Origin of the sequence: Bacillus sp. Bos-x628 (assembly GCF_040500475.1) — a bacterium.
In the GTDB taxonomy this organism is placed as follows: Bacteria; Bacillota; Bacilli; order Bacillales; family Bacillaceae; genus Bacillus; species Bacillus maqinnsis.
On the sequence record NZ_CP159358.1, the window covers coordinates 240,655 to 259,215 of the forward strand.

26 protein-coding genes and 1 tRNA gene are annotated in these 18,561 nt (G+C 38.6%); 23 read left to right on the plus strand and 4 right to left on the minus strand.

The features are described from left to right. The first annotated feature begins 45 nt into the window (after positions 1–45). From rpmG to ABVJ71_RS01270, 10 genes are all read left to right on the plus strand, one after another. Positions 46–195, plus strand: coding sequence for a 50S ribosomal protein L33 (gene rpmG / locus ABVJ71_RS01225; protein ID WP_008360061.1), 150 nt, complete (start codon positions 46–48; stop codon positions 193–195). A gap of 50 nt (positions 196–245) precedes the next feature. Further along, positions 246–818, plus strand: a complete 573-nt coding sequence (locus ABVJ71_RS01230; RefSeq protein ID WP_353855237.1) for a 5-formyltetrahydrofolate cyclo-ligase — start codon at positions 246–248, stop codon at positions 816–818. Between the two features lie 209 nt (positions 819–1,027). Further along, on the plus strand, positions 1,028–1,201 hold the full coding sequence (locus tag ABVJ71_RS01235) for a hypothetical protein (RefSeq protein WP_353855238.1): 174 nt from the start codon (positions 1,028–1,030) through the stop codon (positions 1,199–1,201). 86 nt (positions 1,202–1,287) lie between these two features. Further along, on the plus strand, positions 1,288–2,817 hold the full coding sequence (locus tag ABVJ71_RS01240) for a rhomboid family intramembrane serine protease (protein WP_353855239.1): 1,530 nt from the start codon (positions 1,288–1,290) through the stop codon (positions 2,815–2,817). A 69-nt stretch (positions 2,818–2,886) separates the two neighbouring features. Then, positions 2,887–3,090 carry a YqgQ family protein gene (locus tag ABVJ71_RS01245; protein WP_353856504.1) on the plus strand — a complete coding sequence of 68 codons (204 nt, stop codon included), beginning with the start codon at positions 2,887–2,889 and terminating at the stop codon, positions 3,088–3,090. 13 nt (positions 3,091–3,103) lie between these two features. Beyond that, on the plus strand, positions 3,104–4,057 hold the full coding sequence (locus ABVJ71_RS01250; RefSeq protein WP_353855240.1) for an ROK family glucokinase: 954 nt from the start codon (positions 3,104–3,106) through the stop codon (positions 4,055–4,057). A gap of 211 nt (positions 4,058–4,268) precedes the next feature. After that, positions 4,269–6,191, plus strand: a complete 1,923-nt coding sequence (locus tag ABVJ71_RS01255; protein WP_353855241.1) for an LTA synthase family protein — start codon at positions 4,269–4,271, stop codon at positions 6,189–6,191. Positions 6,192–6,278: 87 nt separating this feature from the next. Beyond that, entirely contained in the window at positions 6,279–7,400 is a 1,122-nt protein-coding gene (locus ABVJ71_RS01260) for a M14 family metallocarboxypeptidase (RefSeq protein ID WP_353855242.1), read from the plus strand. A gap of 164 nt (positions 7,401–7,564) precedes the next feature. Further along, positions 7,565–8,818 carry an MFS transporter gene (locus ABVJ71_RS01265; RefSeq protein ID WP_353855243.1) on the plus strand — a complete coding sequence of 418 codons (1,254 nt, stop codon included), beginning with the start codon at positions 7,565–7,567 and terminating at the stop codon, positions 8,816–8,818. 79 nt (positions 8,819–8,897) lie between these two features. Further along, positions 8,898–9,212: an MTH1187 family thiamine-binding protein gene (locus ABVJ71_RS01270; RefSeq protein ID WP_353855244.1), complete on the plus strand. Its 315-nt coding sequence runs from the start codon at positions 8,898–8,900 to the stop codon at positions 9,210–9,212. 221 nt (positions 9,213–9,433) lie between these two features. On the opposite strand, the gene ABVJ71_RS01275 is transcribed toward ABVJ71_RS01270, so the two are convergent. Then, the gene (locus ABVJ71_RS01275) at positions 9,434–9,607 is read right to left on the minus strand and encodes a DUF2759 domain-containing protein (protein ID WP_353855245.1); all 174 of its coding nucleotides are present in this window, start codon (positions 9,605–9,607) and stop codon (positions 9,434–9,436) included. A 156-nt stretch (positions 9,608–9,763) separates the two neighbouring features. On the opposite strand from ABVJ71_RS01275, the gene ABVJ71_RS01280 reads away from it, so the two are divergent. Beyond that, on the plus strand, positions 9,764–10,402 hold the full coding sequence (locus tag ABVJ71_RS01280) for an MBL fold metallo-hydrolase (protein WP_353855246.1): 639 nt from the start codon (positions 9,764–9,766) through the stop codon (positions 10,400–10,402). A gap of 77 nt (positions 10,403–10,479) precedes the next feature. Here the strand turns inward: ABVJ71_RS01280 and ABVJ71_RS01285 are convergent, their stop codons facing one another. Then, on the minus strand, positions 10,480–10,722 hold the full coding sequence (locus ABVJ71_RS01285; RefSeq protein WP_003217440.1) for a DUF2626 domain-containing protein: 243 nt from the start codon (positions 10,720–10,722) through the stop codon (positions 10,480–10,482). 214 nt (positions 10,723–10,936) lie between these two features. On the opposite strand from ABVJ71_RS01285, the gene ABVJ71_RS01290 reads away from it, so the two are divergent. Beyond that, positions 10,937–11,317 (plus strand): Spx/MgsR family RNA polymerase-binding regulatory protein, encoded by a 381-nt coding sequence (locus tag ABVJ71_RS01290; RefSeq protein ID WP_353855247.1) that lies wholly within the window; start codon positions 10,937–10,939, stop codon positions 11,315–11,317. Between the two features lie 53 nt (positions 11,318–11,370). Here ABVJ71_RS01290 and ABVJ71_RS01295 read toward each other — a convergent pair. Next, positions 11,371–11,441: transfer RNA gene (locus ABVJ71_RS01295), tRNA-Gln, on the minus strand. Between the two features lie 99 nt (positions 11,442–11,540). Between ABVJ71_RS01295 and ABVJ71_RS01300 the strand changes: the two genes are divergently transcribed. The 9 genes from ABVJ71_RS01300 to ABVJ71_RS01340 all read left to right on the plus strand — a co-directional run bounded on the left by ABVJ71_RS01300 (position 11,541) and on the right by ABVJ71_RS01340 (position 16,805). Then, positions 11,541–12,416 (plus strand): STAS domain-containing protein, encoded by an 876-nt coding sequence (locus tag ABVJ71_RS01300; RefSeq protein ID WP_353855248.1) that lies wholly within the window; start codon positions 11,541–11,543, stop codon positions 12,414–12,416. A gap of 179 nt (positions 12,417–12,595) precedes the next feature. Then, complete coding sequence (gene comGA / locus ABVJ71_RS01305) at positions 12,596–13,666, plus strand: competence type IV pilus ATPase ComGA (RefSeq protein ID WP_353855249.1); 1,071 nt, start codon at positions 12,596–12,598, stop codon at positions 13,664–13,666. Next, positions 13,608–14,687 carry a competence type IV pilus assembly protein ComGB gene (comGB, locus tag ABVJ71_RS01310; protein WP_353855250.1) on the plus strand — a complete coding sequence of 360 codons (1,080 nt, stop codon included), beginning with the start codon at positions 13,608–13,610 and terminating at the stop codon, positions 14,685–14,687. Before comGA ends, comGB begins: the two co-directional genes overlap by 59 nt. Positions 14,688–14,703: 16 nt before the next feature. Next, on the plus strand, positions 14,704–14,997 hold the full coding sequence (gene comGC, locus ABVJ71_RS01315) for a competence type IV pilus major pilin ComGC (RefSeq protein ID WP_353855251.1): 294 nt from the start codon (positions 14,704–14,706) through the stop codon (positions 14,995–14,997). After that, complete coding sequence (gene comGD / locus ABVJ71_RS01320) at positions 14,990–15,436, plus strand: competence type IV pilus minor pilin ComGD (protein WP_353855252.1); 447 nt, start codon at positions 14,990–14,992, stop codon at positions 15,434–15,436. The genes comGC and comGD overlap by 8 nt, the downstream gene beginning before the upstream one ends. Before the next feature lie 19 nt (positions 15,437–15,455). Further along, on the plus strand, positions 15,456–15,731 hold the full coding sequence (locus ABVJ71_RS01325; protein ID WP_353856505.1) for a type II secretion system protein: 276 nt from the start codon (positions 15,456–15,458) through the stop codon (positions 15,729–15,731). Next, positions 15,646–16,173, plus strand: coding sequence for a competence type IV pilus minor pilin ComGF (comGF, locus tag ABVJ71_RS01330; RefSeq protein ID WP_353855253.1), 528 nt, complete (start codon positions 15,646–15,648; stop codon positions 16,171–16,173). The genes ABVJ71_RS01325 and comGF overlap by 86 nt, the downstream gene beginning before the upstream one ends. A gap of 71 nt (positions 16,174–16,244) precedes the next feature. Further along, the gene (gene comGG / locus ABVJ71_RS01335; protein ID WP_353855254.1) at positions 16,245–16,553 is read left to right on the plus strand and encodes a competence type IV pilus minor pilin ComGG; all 309 of its coding nucleotides are present in this window, start codon (positions 16,245–16,247) and stop codon (positions 16,551–16,553) included. Between the two features lie 60 nt (positions 16,554–16,613). Next, complete coding sequence (locus tag ABVJ71_RS01340; RefSeq protein WP_353855255.1) at positions 16,614–16,805, plus strand: YqzE family protein; 192 nt, start codon at positions 16,614–16,616, stop codon at positions 16,803–16,805. Between the two features lie 28 nt (positions 16,806–16,833). Here ABVJ71_RS01340 and ABVJ71_RS01345 read toward each other — a convergent pair whose 3' ends face one another. Further along, a complete protein-coding gene (locus ABVJ71_RS01345) occupies positions 16,834–17,115 on the minus strand; it encodes a DUF3889 domain-containing protein (RefSeq protein WP_353856506.1) in 282 nt (93 codons plus the stop codon). A 490-nt stretch (positions 17,116–17,605) separates the two neighbouring features. Here ABVJ71_RS01345 and ABVJ71_RS01350 point away from each other — a divergent pair, with 490 nt between their 5' ends. Beyond that, positions 17,606–17,788 carry a hypothetical protein gene (locus ABVJ71_RS01350; RefSeq protein ID WP_353855256.1) on the plus strand — a complete coding sequence of 61 codons (183 nt, stop codon included), beginning with the start codon at positions 17,606–17,608 and terminating at the stop codon, positions 17,786–17,788. Positions 17,789–17,978: 190 nt separating this feature from the next. After that, on the plus strand, positions 17,979–18,557 hold the full coding sequence (locus ABVJ71_RS01355) for a signal peptidase I (RefSeq protein WP_353855257.1): 579 nt from the start codon (positions 17,979–17,981) through the stop codon (positions 18,555–18,557). Positions 18,558–18,561 lie beyond the last annotated feature (4 nt).

Here is an 18,561-nt window from a genome sequence, read left to right on the forward strand (position 1 = left end):
TAGTTAAGTCTGAATGTGAATTGATTTTAGTTTGGAGGGAAAAACATGCGCGTCAATATTACTCTAGCTTGCACTGAATGCGGTGAGCGTAACTATATTACTAAAAAGAATAAGCGAAACAATCCAGATCGCGTTGAATTCAAAAAGTATTGCTCACGTGATAAAAAACAAACTTTACATCGTGAAACAAAGTAAGCAGCAGGGGGATTTTCCTGCTGTTTTTTTCATAATGGGAGATGATCAGTGTGAAAAAAGAGCTGAGGCTTCAAACATTAGCAATGCTTGACCAACTGAGTTCTGAGGAGTTTGAGCGTAAAACGGCGTCTCTTTATAAGCATTTGTTTCAATTAACGGCATGGAATCAGGCAAAGACTATCGGTCTGACCATGTCAAGAGGAAGAGAAGTGCCAACAGGGCCTCTGATCGAAACGGCTTGGCAGGAGGGAAAAACAGTTTGTGTGCCGACTTGTTTCCCAGCAAATAAGCAAATGACGTTTTATGAGTATACGCCGCAAACAAAGATGAATTCCAGTTATTTTGGACTAATGGAACCAGATCCAAGTGTCTCAACTGCTGTCGACAAGACAGCGATTGATTTGATGATCGTACCTGGCGTATGTTTTGATCAAAAAGGCTATCGTATAGGTTATGGAGGCGGTTACTATGACCGCTATTTACTTGATTATCAAGGCGTAACGCTTGCTATCTGCCTTTCTGTCCAACAAATTGAACATGTCCCGATTGAAGACCACGATATTCCAGTGTCACTCATTGTCAGTGAAAAAGGCGCACATGTTACAACGTTATATGAAAAGTAATGAAGTCCGCTCCTTGTACATGAAGAGCGGGCTTTTTACGTGGAGAAGGGATAAATCAGCCTTTTTGTGCCATAGGACATTCAAAACAATGAAATGTTGCAGATCGTTTCTCAATGAATGATACATAGTCATATTCAATCCTTAAAATAGTATGTTCATGCATAAACAAATCCTATTTAAGCCACGATACGAACATAGGAGGGAATGACATGAATAAAATGATTTGGAGCATTGTGTTCACACTGTTTGCGCTCGTCGTTGTACAAAACCGCTATAGACTGATGAATTTGGTCTTAGGCCAAGATCAGGTGCGGCATTTTTTAATTAAATCGTTGATGAAAATTCCATATTTCCGGACGAAATTTATTCACCAAGCATTCTAATCCCGCAAAAGCCGGGATTTTTTTGTTCAGAAATGCGTGTGAGAAAGATTCTTGTTATAATAATGTAAAAAATGGAGCGCGAATAAATGAATGCAATAGATAGTTTATTTTGGCGAGTAGTTGATGAATTAAGAGAAAAAGGATATGAGATGATCCAAAGTCCTTATCCTGAGGAAGAGATTTTTTTTGAAGCGCCGCGAAACACGGGATACGATCTCATTCGTCTATATAGAAAAGATGTGAACTTTAGACAGGAGATTGTTCGTGATATACAAGAGCAGTCGCATCGAATGAATCAACTGAGAGAATCGATGCGTAAGCGGTCTCTTCATCTTTTGCAACTTCAGTTCACCTCTGAATATCCAGTAGATGATTGGCAAGATTTAAATGGTCAGCCGCGTAAAGACCATCAGGTAACGATTACCCCAGTTTTACTGGATGAGACCATATTTAAACATGATGTAAATGAGCTGAAGAAATGGTTAAATACTTCACTTTCAATTGATGTAGACCAAGTGAATAAAGATACAGCTGAAGATGTGATGCGCCTCAAAATGGAGGTACTTCAAGCGTTTGAAGTACAACAAAAACAGCGTGAACAAGAACTGGCTGTTTTTCAAAATGGCAGACCGATATTCACTTACATGTTCATTGCGATTCAAGTCGTCATGTTTCTGCTGCTTGAGCTATCGGGAGGGAGTACAAATACGGCAACATTGACAGCATTTGGTGCTAAAAATAATGCGCTTATCTTAGATGGTGAATGGTGGCGTCTCATCACACCTATGTTTCTGCACATTGGTCTCACGCATTTGCTGTTTAATACATTTGCCCTCTGGTCTGTTGGAGCGGCAGTTGAGAAAATCTATGGTTCAGGAAGATTTTTGATCATCTACTTGATTTCTGGCATATTTGGTACAATTGCTAGTTTTGTGTTTAACACGGCGATTGCTGCTGGTGCATCAGGAGCAATCTTTGGCTGTTTAGGGGCTTTGCTATATTTAACGATCTCTAACCGTCAGCTTTTCTTTCGCACGATGGGAACGAACATCATTGTCATTATTCTGATCAATTTGGGAATAGGTTTCACCGTATCAGGGATTGATAATGCTGGACATCTTGGGGGGCTAGTTGGCGGATTTTTAGCTGCTTTAGCTGTTCGTCTGCCTAAACAGGCTCATCCTGTCAAAATGGTTCTTGCCAGCGTACTTCTTGTGTTGATTGGTGCTTTTGGGTTTTATACAGGACTTCATTCTGATGATCAAAAGGAGGCAGCCGCAACAAGTGAAGCAGCCAGTTTATTTGATCAGAAGAACTATCGTGAGGCAAGTAAACGGCTCTCACAATATGTAGATCAAAAGAACGCATCCGCCGAAGCACTTCATCTTTATGCACTGTCTGAAGCACAGCTTGGTCATCTTGAAAGGGCCATACATTACTTGGAAAAGTCGCTTAAAAAAGATCCCAATGAACCTAATAAACTGTATCATTTGTCATTATTGTACGCAGAAGCAGGAGATGCAAGAAATGCAGAAGATCAGATTGAAGAGGCTCTAAAACAAGACCCTCACAATAAGCAATTCCTAAAACTAAAACAATATATTGAAACACGTTGAATAACTTGACTGAAAGCGGATTTATGAATACGCTTATCCTATCTCTTTATTAAAGAAATGGTGAAGATGATGAAAACGTTATATGATGTACAGCAACTGCTCATGAGATTTGGAAATTATGTATATTTCGGAGACCGTGAAGTGGAATTAGAGTTTATGGCTGATGAATTGAAGGAAATGTACACAAATGGAATCATTGACCGTACAGAATGGTCTAGTGCAATGACAGTCCTTCAAATGGAACTGGCTAAATTGAATAGTAGAACAATGTGAAGGTGGTTGGCTTATGACAGGGGATTGGTTTGTAGGAGTTGATCTTGGGGGGACTACCATTAAGCTTGCGTTTATCAATGTCTATGGTGAAATTCAGCATAAGTGGGAAATCCTTACGGATAAAACTGGGCAGACAATCACAGTGGATATTGCAAAATCGATTGATCATAAACTCATTGAGATCAGTATGCCGAAATCATCCCTCATCGGCATAGGAATGGGAGCACCTGGTCCAGTAGATAAAGTATCAGGAATTGTCTATAAAACAACGAATCTTGGCTGGACAAACTATCCCTTGAAAGACCATTTGGAGGCGGAAACTGGATTACCATCTGTCATTGAAAATGATGCCAATATTGCCGCACTCGGTGAAATGTGGAAAGGTGCTGGAGATGGAGCCAAAAATATTCTAATGGTCACGTTAGGCACTGGCGTCGGTGGTGGTATTATTGTGAACGGAGAAGTCGTTCAAGGTGAAACGGGTGCTGGCGGAGAAATTGGACATATATGCGCAGTGCCATTTCAGGGAGCGCCGTGTAATTGCGGGAGAACAGGTTGTATAGAAACCATTGCATCTGCAACCGGTATTGTGAGGCTTACAAAGGAAATGTTAGAAACAAACCAGCATATGTCTTCACTTAGTTCATTCTCCTCGCTGACAGCAAAGGATGTGTTTGAGGCGGCAAATAGGGGGGATGACCTTGCAATGCGTGTCGTTGATGAAGTAACGGCACATCTTGGTCTTGTACTAGCTAATCTAGCCAGTGCCTTAAACCCAACGAAAATCGTCATCGGCGGCGGTGTATCTAAAGCAGGAGAGCTTCTCCGCAGTAAAGTAGAGCGCGTAGTGAAACATCATGCATTTCCTCCTTGTGCAGAGGATGTCGAGGTGGTCATTGCATCACTTGGTAATGATGCAGGAGTCATTGGCGGTGCATGGATGGCAAAAAACAAATGGCTGTCTTGAATGAAAATGTCAAAATGATGTCATTTTTTTAAAAAAGCGATTGATCGGCATTAAAATGAATGTTTAGCATATTCATAAGTTTGTCACGGGAAAAATGACATTGATTTTCCATAACAGACAGGATAAGATATACTTTAGTTATTTTTGTAAAAGCGCCAGTAATTAGGGGATGTCATTAACCTGTGTGCGTTTTTAGCATAAGGAGGTTACAATGCGAAAGAAAAGATTAAAGTCGATTTCATTTTTACTGATTGCGACATTGTTTATGTGGGTCAAAACCTACGTCGTCTATAAATCTAGTTTTAATATCAAAATTGAAAATTTCATGCAGGAGTTTATCCTGTTTATTAACCCCCTTAGCTTTCTCTTGTTTATCTTCGGTATCGGTTTATTTTTCAAAGAAAAAAATCGTAATCGATACATTATCGTGACTAGTTTTATCTTGACATTGATTTTGTTAGCCAACATTGTATTTTATCGATTTTATAGTGATTTTCTTACCATCCCCGTCCTATTTCAAACAAACAACATGGGTGACCTCGGGTCAAGTATTACCTCTTTAATTGAACCAGTCGATTTTCTGATGTTCGTTGATATCATCATTTTCATTTGGCTATATAAAAGACAGCCATCTTTTAGAACGGATCTCACGATTTCACGAAAGGAACGAGCAGCCTATTATTTATTTGTTGCAGCCACTTTCTTTTTTAACCTTGGTTTAGCTGAAATGGAGAGACCGGAGCTGTTAACTCGATCATTTGACCGTGAAATGCTTGTGAAAAATATTAGTTTATACAATTTCCATATTTATGATGGTGTGTTGCAGTCAAAGCAGTCTGCACAAAGGGCGCTTGCTGACAGCAATAGTTTAACTGAAATTGAGAACTATGTGAGGGCAAATAAAGTAGACCGCAATGAAAAGACTTTTGGGCAAGCAAAAGGACGGAATGTCATTCTCGTTTCACTTGAATCTACCCAAAGCTTTGTTATAAATGAAAAACTAAATGGAAAAGAAATTACGCCATTTCTGAACAAATTAATTAAAAAAAGCTACAACTTTAATAATTTCTATCATCAAACAGGTCAGGGGAAAACATCTGATTCTGAGTTTATCGTTGATAATTCCCTATATCCACTTGGAAGAGGTGCTGTGTTTTTCACAAATCCAAGTAATGAGTACACAGCAACACCTGAGCTGTTAAAGGATGAAGGTTATCATTCATCTGTGATTCATGCGAATAACAAAAGCTTCTGGAACCGTGATTTGATCTATGATAGTTTTGGCTATGACAAGTTCTTTGATATTAAATCATTTGATGTGAATGATGAGAACTCTGTCGGCTGGGGATTAAAGGATGTTCCGTTTTTCGAGCAGTCAGTTGAATTAATGAAATCTATCCCGCAGCCTTTCTATACGAGATTGATTACATTAACCAATCACTTCCCATTTGATCTGGATGAAGAAGATAAACTCATTGATGAATATGATTCAACGAGCAAAACGTTAAACAAATATTTCCCTACCGTCCGTTATCAAGATGAAGCGCTAAAACGTTTCTTTAAAAAGATGAAGGAAGCTGGTTTATACGATAACTCCATTTTTGTTTTATATGGGGATCATTACGGCATTTCAGAAAATCATAACGAAGCAATGGGGCAATTCTTAAACAAAGAAATCACACCATTTGAAGAAGTACAACTTCAAAAAGTGCCGTTTATTATACACATACCAGGTATTACAGATCAACATCCTAAAGAAATTGATACGGTCGGAGGTCAGGTTGATATCCGTCCAACTGTGCTGAATCTTCTAGGGATTGATACAAGTAACCAGATTCAATTTGGTCAAGACTTGTTATCAAAAGATACAAATGATTTCACAGTACTTCGTGATGGAAGCTTTATTACGAAGGATAGTATTTTTACAGATGGTGTTTGCTACAATAAAGAAACTGGAGAGCCGAGAGATGATGAGTCTGTTTGTAAGCCATATGAAGAAAAAGCAAAGCAGGAGCTTCAATTCTCTGATCAAATTATCTATGGAGACCTTCTAAGATTTTATGAACATGACAGGCTGGGGGACCATTCACCATCCAAAAATAAAGGTGAACAAAAGCTAAAAAAAGCGTCCTGAAACATACAAAAACCTCTGCTTATTCTTGAGCAAGAGGTTTTCTTTTTTCACATGCTGCTTCATATAGTATGAGCAGGAGGGATATAGATGAAGACAACGTCTTTTGGGAAAATTGAATGGCTGCTGGATGCTGACATGGATGATTTAGCAAAGCAGCTCGGAATCGGGAAAACGGCTTTTCATTTATCAAATCAAACAAGTACTAATTACCTTCTTCTGCCGGGGTATAGACTCCCTGAGGGGATTCATCCAATTCAATCAGTATATGATCTGCAAGCATTCATTACCCCTTATCGATTGCAGCAATCGGATGATTGGATCAATGGAACATATGAATATGACAGTGTTTGTTTAAAGGAGGAGATGAGAAGATTTACAGAAATGTTTCCTTTTCTTCATGTCAACGTCATTGGTTATTCCGTACTTGGTACACCTATTTATGAGTTATATACAGAACCACCTCGGCATTTACACTCCATTCATTTCAATGCCTCATTCCATGCAAATGAATGGATCACGACCTCTGTTTTATTAAAGTGGCTGAAATCGTTTTGCTTAGCAGCGTCTGATCCAGTTCAAGCAAGGCATCATGAAGCAGTTCGGATACTGCAAACCACCGCATTATCGATTGTGCCAATGGTCAATCCAGATGGAGTGGATTTGGTTCGTAACGGTCCAGAATCACTCGGTCTGACAAGCGAAGAATTGAAGCCGTTCAATGGCGAGCATCAAGATTATAAAGAGTGGAAGGCGAACATACGAGGGATTGACTTAAACAATCAATTTCCTGCTTACTGGGAAATTGAATATTATCGTAACCAGCCGAAGGCGCCTTTTTATAGAGATTATCCAGGTGATCAGCCGTTAACAGAACCAGAAGCAAAAGCGATGGCGACTCTTGCTTTACGCAAACGCTTTGATCGGCTTGTGGCGATTCATACACAGGGGGAAGAGATTTACTGGGGATTTCTAGGACATGAACCTGCTGTTTCAAAAGAAACCGTTGCACGATTTGAACAGGCTAGTGGTTACAAACCGATTCAATATATTGATAGCTATGCCGGCTATCGTGATTGGTTTATTCATCAATTTCAAAGTGAAGGCTATACTGTGGAGCTTGGCAAGGGAAGGAATCCTCTTTCAATGAATCAGTTTGATTCTATCTATGAAAAAACAAAGCGGCTTTTTTGGGAGGCGTGCAAGTTCTAAGCGTTGACCGGCGGCACCTGTACAGGTGCTTTTTTGATGAAAACAAATCAATTTCCTATTGTCAATAAAATTAGCAGGGAAGAGATTGACGATAACCTCTCTGTGAGCTATTGTGAAAGAAATAGTTGTAAAAAAAAGGATATGTTTCAGGGGGATGGCATTCATTGAGTGTACATAGAATGTGGAAAAGGAATTTTACTTACTTATTTATTTCTAAAGTATTTAAAATCACTGCTGATAGTTTATCTTTTAACACCATCTTATGGCTTTTAGTGTTAGAAGGAAAAGGGGCAATTGGGACGGCTTTTTTTATTGCGGTAAGTTTTGTCCCCCAGGCGATTGTAGGTCCGCTCATCACGCCGATGATGAGACCAAATCAATTGAAATTTTGGATGTGTTTTGCTGATTTAACGCGAGCTACCATTATGATCGTCATTTCGATCTGTTATTTTAATGGTTTCTCTCCATTATGGCTGATCATTGGGTTAATGCTTCTGCATTCATCAACTGGCGGTTCCTACGAACCGGCGTCTGTATCAATTATTCCAAAGCTTGTACATGAGGAAGTGATACAAAAAGCGAATGCAACCATTCAATCGGCGAGTCATGTTGTCCGGCTTGTGACGGTTACTGTGTGTGGTATGATGATTGCTTTTATAGGTGTGGGTTATACGATGCTTTTCATCATTCCTCTTTATCTCTTGTCAGCCTTATTGGTTCTATTGATTACATATGAGGCAGTAGCTATCATTGAAAAAGGTAAAAAGGGATTATCGTACGGTAAAAGATTAATAAGGGGATTTTTACTTGTCAGAAAGCATCATATTTTGTTTCCGTTAGCCATTTTTTGTGTGTGTTCTAACTTTGCTGCCGCCCCTTGGGAAGCGTTATCTGTCATCTATTTAACGGAGGAGCTAAATAGCGGACCGGTTGTCTATTCGTTTATTAAAGTTACAACTGCGGCAGGCGCTTTTTTGATGGGATTTATATTAACAAAAGTAAAAGTGAATCGTTATGGATTACTGTTTATTGGTGCAGGCATTGTTGACGGTATTGCATTTTTTATTACGGGAATGAACGCACTATTGCCTCTTGTGTTTATATCTGCATTTGCATTAGGCGCGGCCATTAGTGCAGTCAACGTACCTGAACATACGATTATTCAATTATCAGTAAAGGCTGAGGATCAGCCTCAAGTTTATGCAATCATCAACATGATATCATATTTAATGATTCCGCTAGGTGCTCTTATTGGCGGTTATATGGCAACCCTCTTTGGTTCTGGATATGTCATTGCCGCTGGGGGAGTAATTGAAGCCGTTTCTGGTATATGTCTGCTCCTCTTCACAAAAATTGGGAAGGTAGAGAGGACAGATTTAACGCTAGAACGAGAGAAACATGTTGTTAAAGCAACGTGATTATGGCTTTTTCAAACGTTGATGGGGTACAATGATAACGAGAAAAAAAGCGGGTGGTATGGAGAAAGGAGCAAGAAACATGGCAATAGCAGATGTCACAATCATCCCTGTAGGTACAGGTACACCAAGCGTTAGTGAATATGTAGCAGATGTACAAACGATTTTAGAAGGTTTCCATAAGGAAGGGAAAATCAAATATCAGTTAACACCAATGAACACGTTAATTGAGGGCGAACTATCCGTTTTGTTTGAGGTCATTCAGCACATCCATGAGGCGCCTTTTCAAAAAGGGGTACACCGAGTAGCGACAAACATTCGCATTGATGACAGACGGGATCAAACGACAACACTTGAAAGCAAATTGGCGAGTGTGAATAAGCATTTCAATCAATAAAAAACCTGCTAGATGCAGGCTTTTTAGCGTGAAGACAAACCCAAGCATCCGTTGTCTTGTTATGTGCCGCTGATGCTCACGAATGAAACATTGCGCACAAGTAGCTCATCCCTGCTAGGCTTCAAGGGTTCTCAATTCACGCTGAAAAGAAGAAAAAGGGCTAAAATAAAAACCATTTTAGCCCTTTGTCAACAACCTGAAAGCTTGCTGTATGCAAGGTATTAATGTGCGGTTGGATAACCGCTATAGATGATGGTCATGACTGTAAACCACCCAAAAACCAAAAATGTAGCCCCAGCAAAAGCGATTGCTAGTACGTTCACTTTTTTTAGTGAGCGATATACACCCAAAGCGGCTAAAATCGTGACTAGGCCAAATATTATGACGAGCATCATATGAAATCCTCCTTTGTCATCAATCCCCATGATTTCCTTTCTTTTCATTTTAACCGTTTTCATAAGGCTTGTCGAGTGGATTCAAGTTGAGGATTGTTTGAAAATGTATTGAATAGCCTTCATAATAGAAAAGAATGAATAAAGTAGGTGATGAAAATGAATTGGAAAAGAATGCCGCTAGGATATGTGCAAGCGAATGCGTATATTTGGAAAAATGAGCATGGGGAATGTTTAATCTTTGATCCAGGCGGCGAAGCGCAAAAGCTGATTTCATATGTCAAAGAGAAACAGCTAACGCCGCTTGCCATTTTGCTGACACATGCTCATTTTGATCATATTGGTGCGGCAGATGAGGTGCGGGCAGAATGGGCAATCCCATTATATGTACATGAAAATGAAAAAGAATGGCTTACAAATGCTGAGTTAAACGGCTCGGCACAATTGATTGGAAATGGAATTACCGTAAAAGAAGCTGAAAAGCTCATTACAACAGAAGGAACTCTTCAAATCGGTTCATTTACTTTAGAGGTGTTCCATACACCTGGGCATTCTCCAGGCAGTGTTTCTTACTATTCTCAAAAAGAAGAATTTGTGATTTCTGGGGACACATTATTCCAAGGTGGAATTGGCAGAACAGATTTAGTTGGGGGGAGCCAGGAAGTGCTGCTTCAATCAATTCATGACAAACTGTTATCATTGCCAGAATCAACCATTGTATTAAGTGGACATGGCGAGGAAACAACTGTTTTAATTGAACAAGAGCAAAATCCGTTTATCAATGGTTTTTCACTATAAAAACCATTATGAAGAAGAGATGCTCCAGCGTGCAGAAGAAAAGAGCTAAAATGATATTTATTTTAGCTCTTTTTCTTTTAATGTCCGGTACCGGGAACCATGATGAAGATCGAATAATATGTAAATCCGGCAAAGAAAATGGTTAAGTACGCACCGAAAATGTAAATATACATTCTTTCGGATAAATTCAAGTAGGATAAAAATACAAATAGAACGGTTTGACCGAAGAACAGCAAGGATGCATCTTTCATATGTCCTAAATAGAACATCACAGCAAAAATACCCGTCCAAAAGCCAAGCACACGGAACATGCGGTTCATTTCTTTCCCTCCCCTTTCAAAAACCCATTTGATTCATATTATAAGCGATAGTTACTTGATATGTAAACATTTACATTTTTGACATCGTGTGAACATTTGATTAACAGGATGAAAAAAATTTCTTTGAAAAAGTAATTAAAAAGTGTTTATGCCAAAACACATGAGGGTACTTATTCCATAAGAGAAAAGGCTAACGACCTAAGGAGGAAGACTAATGAATGACATTACTTTTTATTCATATCCAAGCTGCACGTCTTGCCGTAAAACGAAACATTGGTTAAAGGCAAATCAAATCGATTTTAAAGAACGCCACCTTTTCAGAGAAACGCCGACATTAGACGAATTAAAAAAAATTCTATCCTTAACAACGGAGGGAATAGATGAAATTTTAGCCACGCGAAGTCAAGCTTTTAAAAGCTTAAATTTAAATATTAATGATCTAAAAATGAATGAATTACTCCAGCTTCTCATTGAAAAACCTAAATTACTACGAAGACCAATTATCATTGATGGTCATAAATTAGTCGTTGGTTATAATCCTGGTGAGCTAGTGAAAATTTCAAAAAAGAAAGCCATTCATCAATCGGTATCCTAAAAAAACGAAGATCAGCTGAAACATTCTTCAGCTATCTTCGTTTTTGTGCTGAACTGGGCTAGCTGGATTCGAACCAACGATCACGGAGTCAAAGTCCATTGCCTTACCACTTGGCTATAGCCCAATATGATACGTGTATTGATATTGTTCACCTTCTGCTTTCATTTATACATAAAAGTTGCGATGTCACTAGTCTTAAGTGGAAAAGGAGTGAAGAAAGTAAATGAAAAGAGAGAAATCTGAGCAATTATTTAAATTTATTTTAAAAGAAGCCCCTGCCATGACCGAAGAATGGCTGAAAACAAGAACAGAAGAATTAGGCTCATTATATTCTAAACATGCATCAAAAGAGACAGAAAACAAGCTAAAGGAGCAAAACATTGCGTTTATTCAAACCATTGCTGAGACACTTGTGGCTGAATCAGACAAAGTAGAGAACCATCTGAAAAAGTGGTCGATTGATATTGCGCGCGATCGTGCAGTTCATGAGGTACCGTTATATGAAATCATTAGGCAATTTAAGGTGTTTCGTCATATTTTCTGTTCGAGAATTGAATTATTCACGCAACAAACTAAGCTTGAGATTACTCTGAAAGATGTTTGTGCTTGGAATCAGCACTTTCACTCAACCTTTGATAATATGATTGAACGTTTATCAAAAGAATATGACCGTGTGACACTGAATCAGTTAAATGCGCAAAGAGAGATGATTCAAGAACTAAGCGCACCTGTCATTCCAGTGTCTAAAGAGATCGGTGTCTTGCCGCTCATTGGTGAAATTGATACGTACCGAGCCAAAATCATTTTAGAGTCCGTCCTAGAACAGGCTTCAAGATTGCGGTTGACACATTTATTCATTGATATTTCTGGTGTACCGATAGTTGATACGATGGTCGCTTATCAGTTGTTTAAAGTGGTCGATAGCGCAAAGCTTCTAGGGATTGAAACAATCATATCAGGCATTCGTCCGGAGATTGCTCAAACCGTTGTGAAACTAGGAATTGATTTCTCAAAAGTGAAAACTGAACATAGCCTTGCAAAAGCATTAGAAGAAAGAGGATTCCGTATCTTTGAAGAGCCACAGCAAGAAGCTACATGATCAAAAAAACCTGTACTTGTAAAAGTCAGGTTTTTTTATATGGTGTATTGTTGAAATCGATGAAAACACACACTGTTTTGATGATTTTAACGCTTTATCAATCTCTAAAATGACAGGATACCTTTTTGTCAGGCTGGCTTCCCCACTTTACAATATGGTCAGAGAAAGGAGTGGACAGCTTGTATGGTATTGAATATTTAGGACAAGATCTGCTAGAAGAAGCATGCCGAATGAGAGCATCTGATGTGCACATTGTCCCAAGAGAAAAAGAAGCTTCGGTTTCTTTTCGAGTAGACTCAGATTTGATTCAAAAACGAATCATTGATAAAAAGAGTGGGGAGCGATTAATTGCTCATTTTAAATTTTTATCATCAATGGATATCGGTGAAAAAAGGAGACCGCAAAATGGGTCATTAGCTGTCATGCTAAGAACTGGTCAAGTCTTTGTTCGGATGTCTACATTGCCAACTGTGTATGATGAAAGTCTAGTTATTAGACTTTTACCGCAAGAACATGTGCCAGAAACCAAATATCTCTCCTTATTCCCAAAAGCTTCCGCAAGATTATTATCGTTTCTTAATCATTCACACGGACTTATTTTATTTACTGGACCAACAAATTCAGGAAAAACCACGACACTCTATTCGTTGATCCAATTTGCAAAAAAACACTTTAATCGAAATATTATTACGCTTGAAGATCCTGTTGAGACTAGAAATGAAGAAGTTTTACAAGTGCAAGTAAATGAGAAAGCTGGCATTACGTATGCGGCAGGTTTACGAGCCATTTTAAGACATGATCCAGACATGATTGTGCTAGGTGAAATAAGAGATGCTGAAACGGCGCAAACGGCAATTAGAGCTGCGATGACTGGACATTTAGTAATGAGTACATTACATGCGAAAAATGCAAAAGGAGCCCTTTATCGAATGCTTGAATTTGGTGTAACGCTGAATGAGATTGAACAAACAATGGTGGCGATTGCCGCACAGCGATTAATAGATATAACATGCCCTTTTTGTGGTGAAACGTGCCAGCTTTACTGTAAATTAAACCGAACAGCCAGACGTACAAATGTGTTTGAACTGCTGTACGGAAAAGAGCTTAGTGAGTGTATAAAAGAAGCAAAAGGAGAACACGCTCATGCATCATATGAAACACTGCAAAGATTAATTCGAAAAGGAGTTGCGCTTGGCTATTTATCTAAAAACACCTATCATCGCTGGGTTTATGAAGAATCGACACTATAAAGCATGGTCTAGAAAAGAACAAGCTGAATTTCTATCGAAACTTGGCCAATTAATTCAATCTGGATATACATTGATTGATGCACTAACGATGATGAATATTCAGTTAACAGAGAAACAAAATCACCTATTAACAAAAGGAATTCAGTGGTTGATTGAAGGAGAACCATTTTATCTTGTTTTAGAGAAGCTGTGCTTTCAACGAGAGGTCATTGCGATTCTCTGTTTTTCAGAGAAGCATGGCAGTCTGTCACGTGCTTTAGAACAAAGTTCACTATTCTTAGAAAAAAAGCTCGTACAAATGGATACGATGAAACGCATGTTACGGTACCCGATCTTCCTCATGTTTACGGTGGGGGTTGTTCTCACACTCGTTCAACAGATGATCATACCTCAATTTTCTCTTTTGTATTCCTCTATGGACACCCAAGCATCTTGGTTGATTCAAGGGATGTTTAGCACCTTTCAATTTTTACATTATTTCTTGATTACAATCGGTGGTGTAAGTATCTGTCTCGCTGGATATTATTATCTCTGTTTTAAGAAAAAAACTGCACTTGAGAAACTGAGAATGATGAGCCGGCTGCCGATCATGTATAAAGGGATGCAGCTGATGCATACCTATCTTTTTTCCCTTCAACTAAGTGGTCTTCTTCAGGCTGGATTATCTGTATATGAAAGCTTACAAGCCTTCAAACAGCAAAATTATTTACCCTTTCTTCAAGAGATATCTGAACAGATGATCAAAGATTTAAGAAAAGGAGAGACAATGGAAGCTCAAATAGGTCAGTATCCTTTTTTCGAAAGACATTTCGCAGCAGTGATCAAGCATGGTGAAGCAAGCGGGATGCTTGCGAGAGAACTTTACACATACAGTCAGTTTTTATTAGAGAATGCAGAGTTGAAAATTGAAAAATGGGTTTTATGGTTGCAGCCAGTGATTTATGGTTTGACAGCACTGCTCATTTTAATCGTGTATTTATCCATTCTTTTACCTATGTATCAACTGATGGATCAAGTGTAAGAAGGAGGACTCATGGATGAATGAAAAAGCTTTTACTCTGTTAGAAATGTTAATTGTCATGCTCGTTATTTCTATCCTTTTACTCATTACAATACCAAATATCACACGGCATCATCAAAGCATTCAAGCAAAAGGCTGTGACGGTTTAAAGTCAATGGTAAGTACACAGGTGATGGCTTATGAATTAGAGCATGATGGTAAAACGCCGTCATTATCTGAATTAGAAAAAGAAGGCTATGTCAAAAAGGGGTTAGCATGTCCTAACGGAAAAGCCATTGTGATTCAAAACGGCGACGTGAAAAATGAATAAGTTGGTTTCACAGGAGAAGGGGTTTACACTTATTGAACAGCTCATGATATTACTTGTTTTATCTATTCTTCTTTCAATCATCGTAGGAAAGGTTCCAAGCATATTAGAAAGTGCAGAAGCGAAAAAACAAATGAATGTCATTAAACAAGATCTCCAGTTAGCCTCTTATACAGCATTTATCGAGAAAACCGGTGTTGACGTTCATTTTCACCAATCGAATTTATCCTATCAGGTGATAGTTAAAAACAAAGATCGGGTGATTGCTTCATATCAAAATAAAAATGGAAGTATCCAGCAATCTACATTTCAACAACCCATCCATTTTAATGTGAATGGAAATCCAAGCAGCGGAGGTTCCCTCATTTTACAATTTGGAAGTCAAACGTATAAGCTTACCGTCTATTTAGGGAGCGGACGAATTCATGTTCAAAAACAGTAGAGGTTTTAGTACGATCGAGATGCTTTTTGCCTGTCATCTCTTCATATTCGCTTCTCTCATACTCATCCCCAACTATGAGAAACTAGTGGGTGGGAAAAAAGAATTAAGGACAAGGCTTGAAGCCTACCAAGTGTTACATGAACAAATGAATGCCGCTTTCATGACAGGAAGTAAACAATCAGTCAAAGAGAAAAGGGGCGAGATCGTCTATGAAGTCAAGTGGAGTGAACAGGAGGGATGCGTATCTTACAAATTGCAAAAACAACAGACCATATGCTTTAGCACTATTGAATGATGAGTATGGATTTACCCTTGTTCAAGCATTGTGGCAAATTCAACTGTATTTGTTTCTCACCTTTGGTTGTATCATGCTCTTTTCTTTCGCTGAAAAAGCCAAACCATTTGAAGATATCAATCAATTTTCACATATGGAATGGAAACAAACGGTGCAACAATTAGATGATGAACTGAATCGTGCTGTTGCTGTAAGAATGGTGAAAAAAGGAGAAGCTCTAGAATTTATAACCGAACAAGGCCAAGTTGTGATAATTGAGCAATACAAAGATATGCTTCGAAAACGAATCGATCAGGCAGGACATTTACCTCTTTTACAAAAGGTCAAACGCATTCGTGTGAGGACTGATCAGCAAACAGCTATGTTACAAGTCATAGACTTATCTGGAACGTTGCATGAAGCTGTCTTTTTCACATATAAAGGAGTGATTCCTAAACCGTGAGAAATGAGCAAGGGTTTATCTACCCGCACGTACTCGCTTCGATTCTTTTTTTCTTTTTGATTCTCGGCTCAATGACGATCAGTATACAAAAAGAGCAAACTAGTGCAGTACTCACCATTTCTTTTTATAAAAAACAGCATTTATTGAGAGTTGGTGTAAGTGATGTCATCAGGCATTTAGATCACTTTTGCGATCAACGTGATTATCACCTTGAAAGGAAAGAAGGGAATGTGACAATTCAACGTCTCGCGTGTGATCAAAAGAAAAAGCGTATACATGTTTCCATTAGTGTAAGAACAAAAGATGGATTAGCTGATAAAAGAGAAATGATGTTTGATTGGCAGAGCAGAGAGATTGTAAAATGGACGATCGCTAAATAGTCTGTGTATAAAACGACACTGCTCTTGGTAACACTTTAAAGAAGAAGGGGTGAGCGTTCGTTGAAAACAAATGACTATGTGAAATATATGACAGAGGAAATCATTAAATATATGAACACACCACGTAAAGAGCGGAAGGAACATAAGCAGGAAAAGATGGATGCGAAGCCGCCATTTTCACAGCGTTTATTTGGTGTTCTTCCGTTTGGATTGTCAATGCTACTAAAACGTCATCGACATCGACAAAAATAAAGCCGCCAACAGGCGGTTTTTTGCTGCATCATTCGCTATATTCTTCAACGACAATGACTTTTTTCACTTTGTTTGAGTAGGTATTATAGGAGATGGTCACAAATACCCCAAATTCTTTCGAGCGATCTTTTAATGTAATATGATACTGTTTGACAGATTCTTTATCCCGATGCCGGTCCCAAACTTTTTGTTTAAATAGGACGTGAGCTAACGGATAGCGTTTTTTTGCTTCATTAACTGCCCGTCTTTCCCATTGATCGGCGGGAGACGTTAATGCTAGTGCCTCTACAGTTTTCATGTCTTGTATCATGACGCCTATCAGTAAACTGAATATGATACAGATACCTCGAAATTTCAATTTACATCACCTCAATAGATATTATCCTTACCAATTCCTACACTTTTATGTTTTTTTTATTAAGTACAATTGATATGAGAAAAATTACTGAATGATGGCAAAAGAACGAGAAAATGGAAGAATTTTCTCGTAAAAGTTCTCGTTTAAGAACATAATGGACTAATTTGACGTTTTGGATTTTATCAGTATTTCCTTATACTGAGCTTAACCGTTCTTTTTAAAGAATATTTTTAGAAGAACAGTTGTTCAAGGAGTTGAAGAAATTGATGAAACAAGCGCTCTTTGTTCTCTTTTGTGTCATGAGCTTGATATTCATGTCTCACTGACACCTACATACGCTTCTTTTAATGATGTGGAGCAATCAAACTATATGACGAAAACATGTGAGAGTTTTGAGCAAACAGATCAGCATTGTCAGCCTAAGAAATAGGATAAAAGTGATGTGAAGCTAATAGACCAGACGACAATCAAGGAAACGGTTTGTGCGCCGCATAAGCTAAGTATCACACTTCAAAATATTGGACGAACACTGACACATTTTGAATGGACGTGGGAGCTTCACAAAGTAGCAAGTGAGAAGAAGCCTTTACAAGATGGTGAAAAGGGATCAGCACCCAACTTTTGATCAAAATAATCGACGATTATTACCTCAGAAAAAGGAAAAACGAATGGAATTTATGCTTTTTAAAATCTATTATCTAAAGGATTTAGCGTATCTAATAAAACGTTTTTATGGTTTAAACAAATGCAGCTTTCCCAGGTGTCATGAAAAGGTGACCTAAATCGGGCTGCTTCCATAAAAGGAGAGAAGTATCTTGGAAAAATGGGTGAAAATGACCGGAAGTATTCTTTATGTCATTGTTTTCACAGGGATGATTGCATTTATTATTGTGTTGCTGTCATCAAGAACAGCAGGTGGAGATCCGCAAATTTTTGGTTCTCAGTTTAAGCAAGTGTTATCCGGCTCGATGGAACCAGAGTTCTCTCTTGGTTCACTGATTGTAGTAAAAGATATGACATTACCTGATGCTCTCAAGGCAGGGGATATTATGACGTTTCAAACAAAACATGATCAGGAAGTATCCTTTGTGACCCATCGAATTGTTGATGTGGAAGGAAATGGGATAAGCAAGACCTTCGAGACTAAAGGGGATCACAATAGTTTTCAAAATGGGACGCTGGTCAAAGCAAATCAAGTCGTTGCACAGGACACAAGAATTGAAATCCCTTATGCCGGAAAGCTTCTTTCATATGCCGGTACGGCAGTTGGAACAGCTCTGCTGCTCATTATACCAGGTGTCATGCTGCTAGTTTACTCTGCGCTTCATTTTGTTCGCGCCGCGAAGAATCGAAGGCGTGCGAATGATTTACAAATGTCAGAGAAACAAGCATAAATTT

Bases quoted from the DNA above. Each gene is read 5' to 3' on its own strand.
- rpmG (WP_008360061.1), top strand. From the start codon at position 46: ATGCGCGTCAATATTACTCTAGCTTGCACTGAATGCGGTGAGCGTAAC.
- ABVJ71_RS01235 (WP_353855238.1), top strand. From the start codon at position 1,028: ATGAATAAAATGATTTGGAGCATTGTGTTCACACTGTTTGCGCTCGTC.
- ABVJ71_RS01240 (WP_353855239.1), top strand. From the start codon at position 1,288: ATGAATGCAATAGATAGTTTATTTTGGCGAGTAGTTGATGAATTAAGA.
- ABVJ71_RS01245 (WP_353856504.1), top strand. From the start codon at position 2,887: ATGAAAACGTTATATGATGTACAGCAACTGCTCATGAGATTTGGAAAT.
- ABVJ71_RS01250 (WP_353855240.1), top strand. From the start codon at position 3,104: ATGACAGGGGATTGGTTTGTAGGAGTTGATCTTGGGGGGACTACCATT.
- ABVJ71_RS01255 (WP_353855241.1), top strand. From the start codon at position 4,269: ATGCGAAAGAAAAGATTAAAGTCGATTTCATTTTTACTGATTGCGACA.
- ABVJ71_RS01260 (WP_353855242.1), top strand. From the start codon at position 6,279: ATGAAGACAACGTCTTTTGGGAAAATTGAATGGCTGCTGGATGCTGAC.
- ABVJ71_RS01270 (WP_353855244.1), top strand. From the start codon at position 8,898: ATGGCAATAGCAGATGTCACAATCATCCCTGTAGGTACAGGTACACCA.
- ABVJ71_RS01275 (WP_353855245.1), bottom strand. From the start codon at position 9,607: ATGATGCTCGTCATAATATTTGGCCTAGTCACGATTTTAGCCGCTTTG.
- ABVJ71_RS01280 (WP_353855246.1), top strand. From the start codon at position 9,764: ATGAATTGGAAAAGAATGCCGCTAGGATATGTGCAAGCGAATGCGTAT.
- ABVJ71_RS01285 (WP_003217440.1), bottom strand. From the start codon at position 10,722: ATGAACCGCATGTTCCGTGTGCTTGGCTTTTGGACGGGTATTTTTGCT.
- ABVJ71_RS01290 (WP_353855247.1), top strand. From the start codon at position 10,937: ATGAATGACATTACTTTTTATTCATATCCAAGCTGCACGTCTTGCCGT.
- ABVJ71_RS01300 (WP_353855248.1), top strand. From the start codon at position 11,541: ATGAAAAGAGAGAAATCTGAGCAATTATTTAAATTTATTTTAAAAGAA.
- comGC (WP_353855251.1), top strand. From the start codon at position 14,704: ATGAATGAAAAAGCTTTTACTCTGTTAGAAATGTTAATTGTCATGCTC.
- comGD (WP_353855252.1), top strand. From the start codon at position 14,990: ATGAATAAGTTGGTTTCACAGGAGAAGGGGTTTACACTTATTGAACAG.
- ABVJ71_RS01325 (WP_353856505.1), top strand. From the start codon at position 15,456: ATGCTTTTTGCCTGTCATCTCTTCATATTCGCTTCTCTCATACTCATC.
- comGF (WP_353855253.1), top strand. From the start codon at position 15,646: ATGAAGTCAAGTGGAGTGAACAGGAGGGATGCGTATCTTACAAATTGC.
- comGG (WP_353855254.1), top strand. From the start codon at position 16,245: ATGACGATCAGTATACAAAAAGAGCAAACTAGTGCAGTACTCACCATT.
- ABVJ71_RS01345 (WP_353856506.1), bottom strand. From the start codon at position 17,115: ATGATACAAGACATGAAAACTGTAGAGGCACTAGCATTAACGTCTCCC.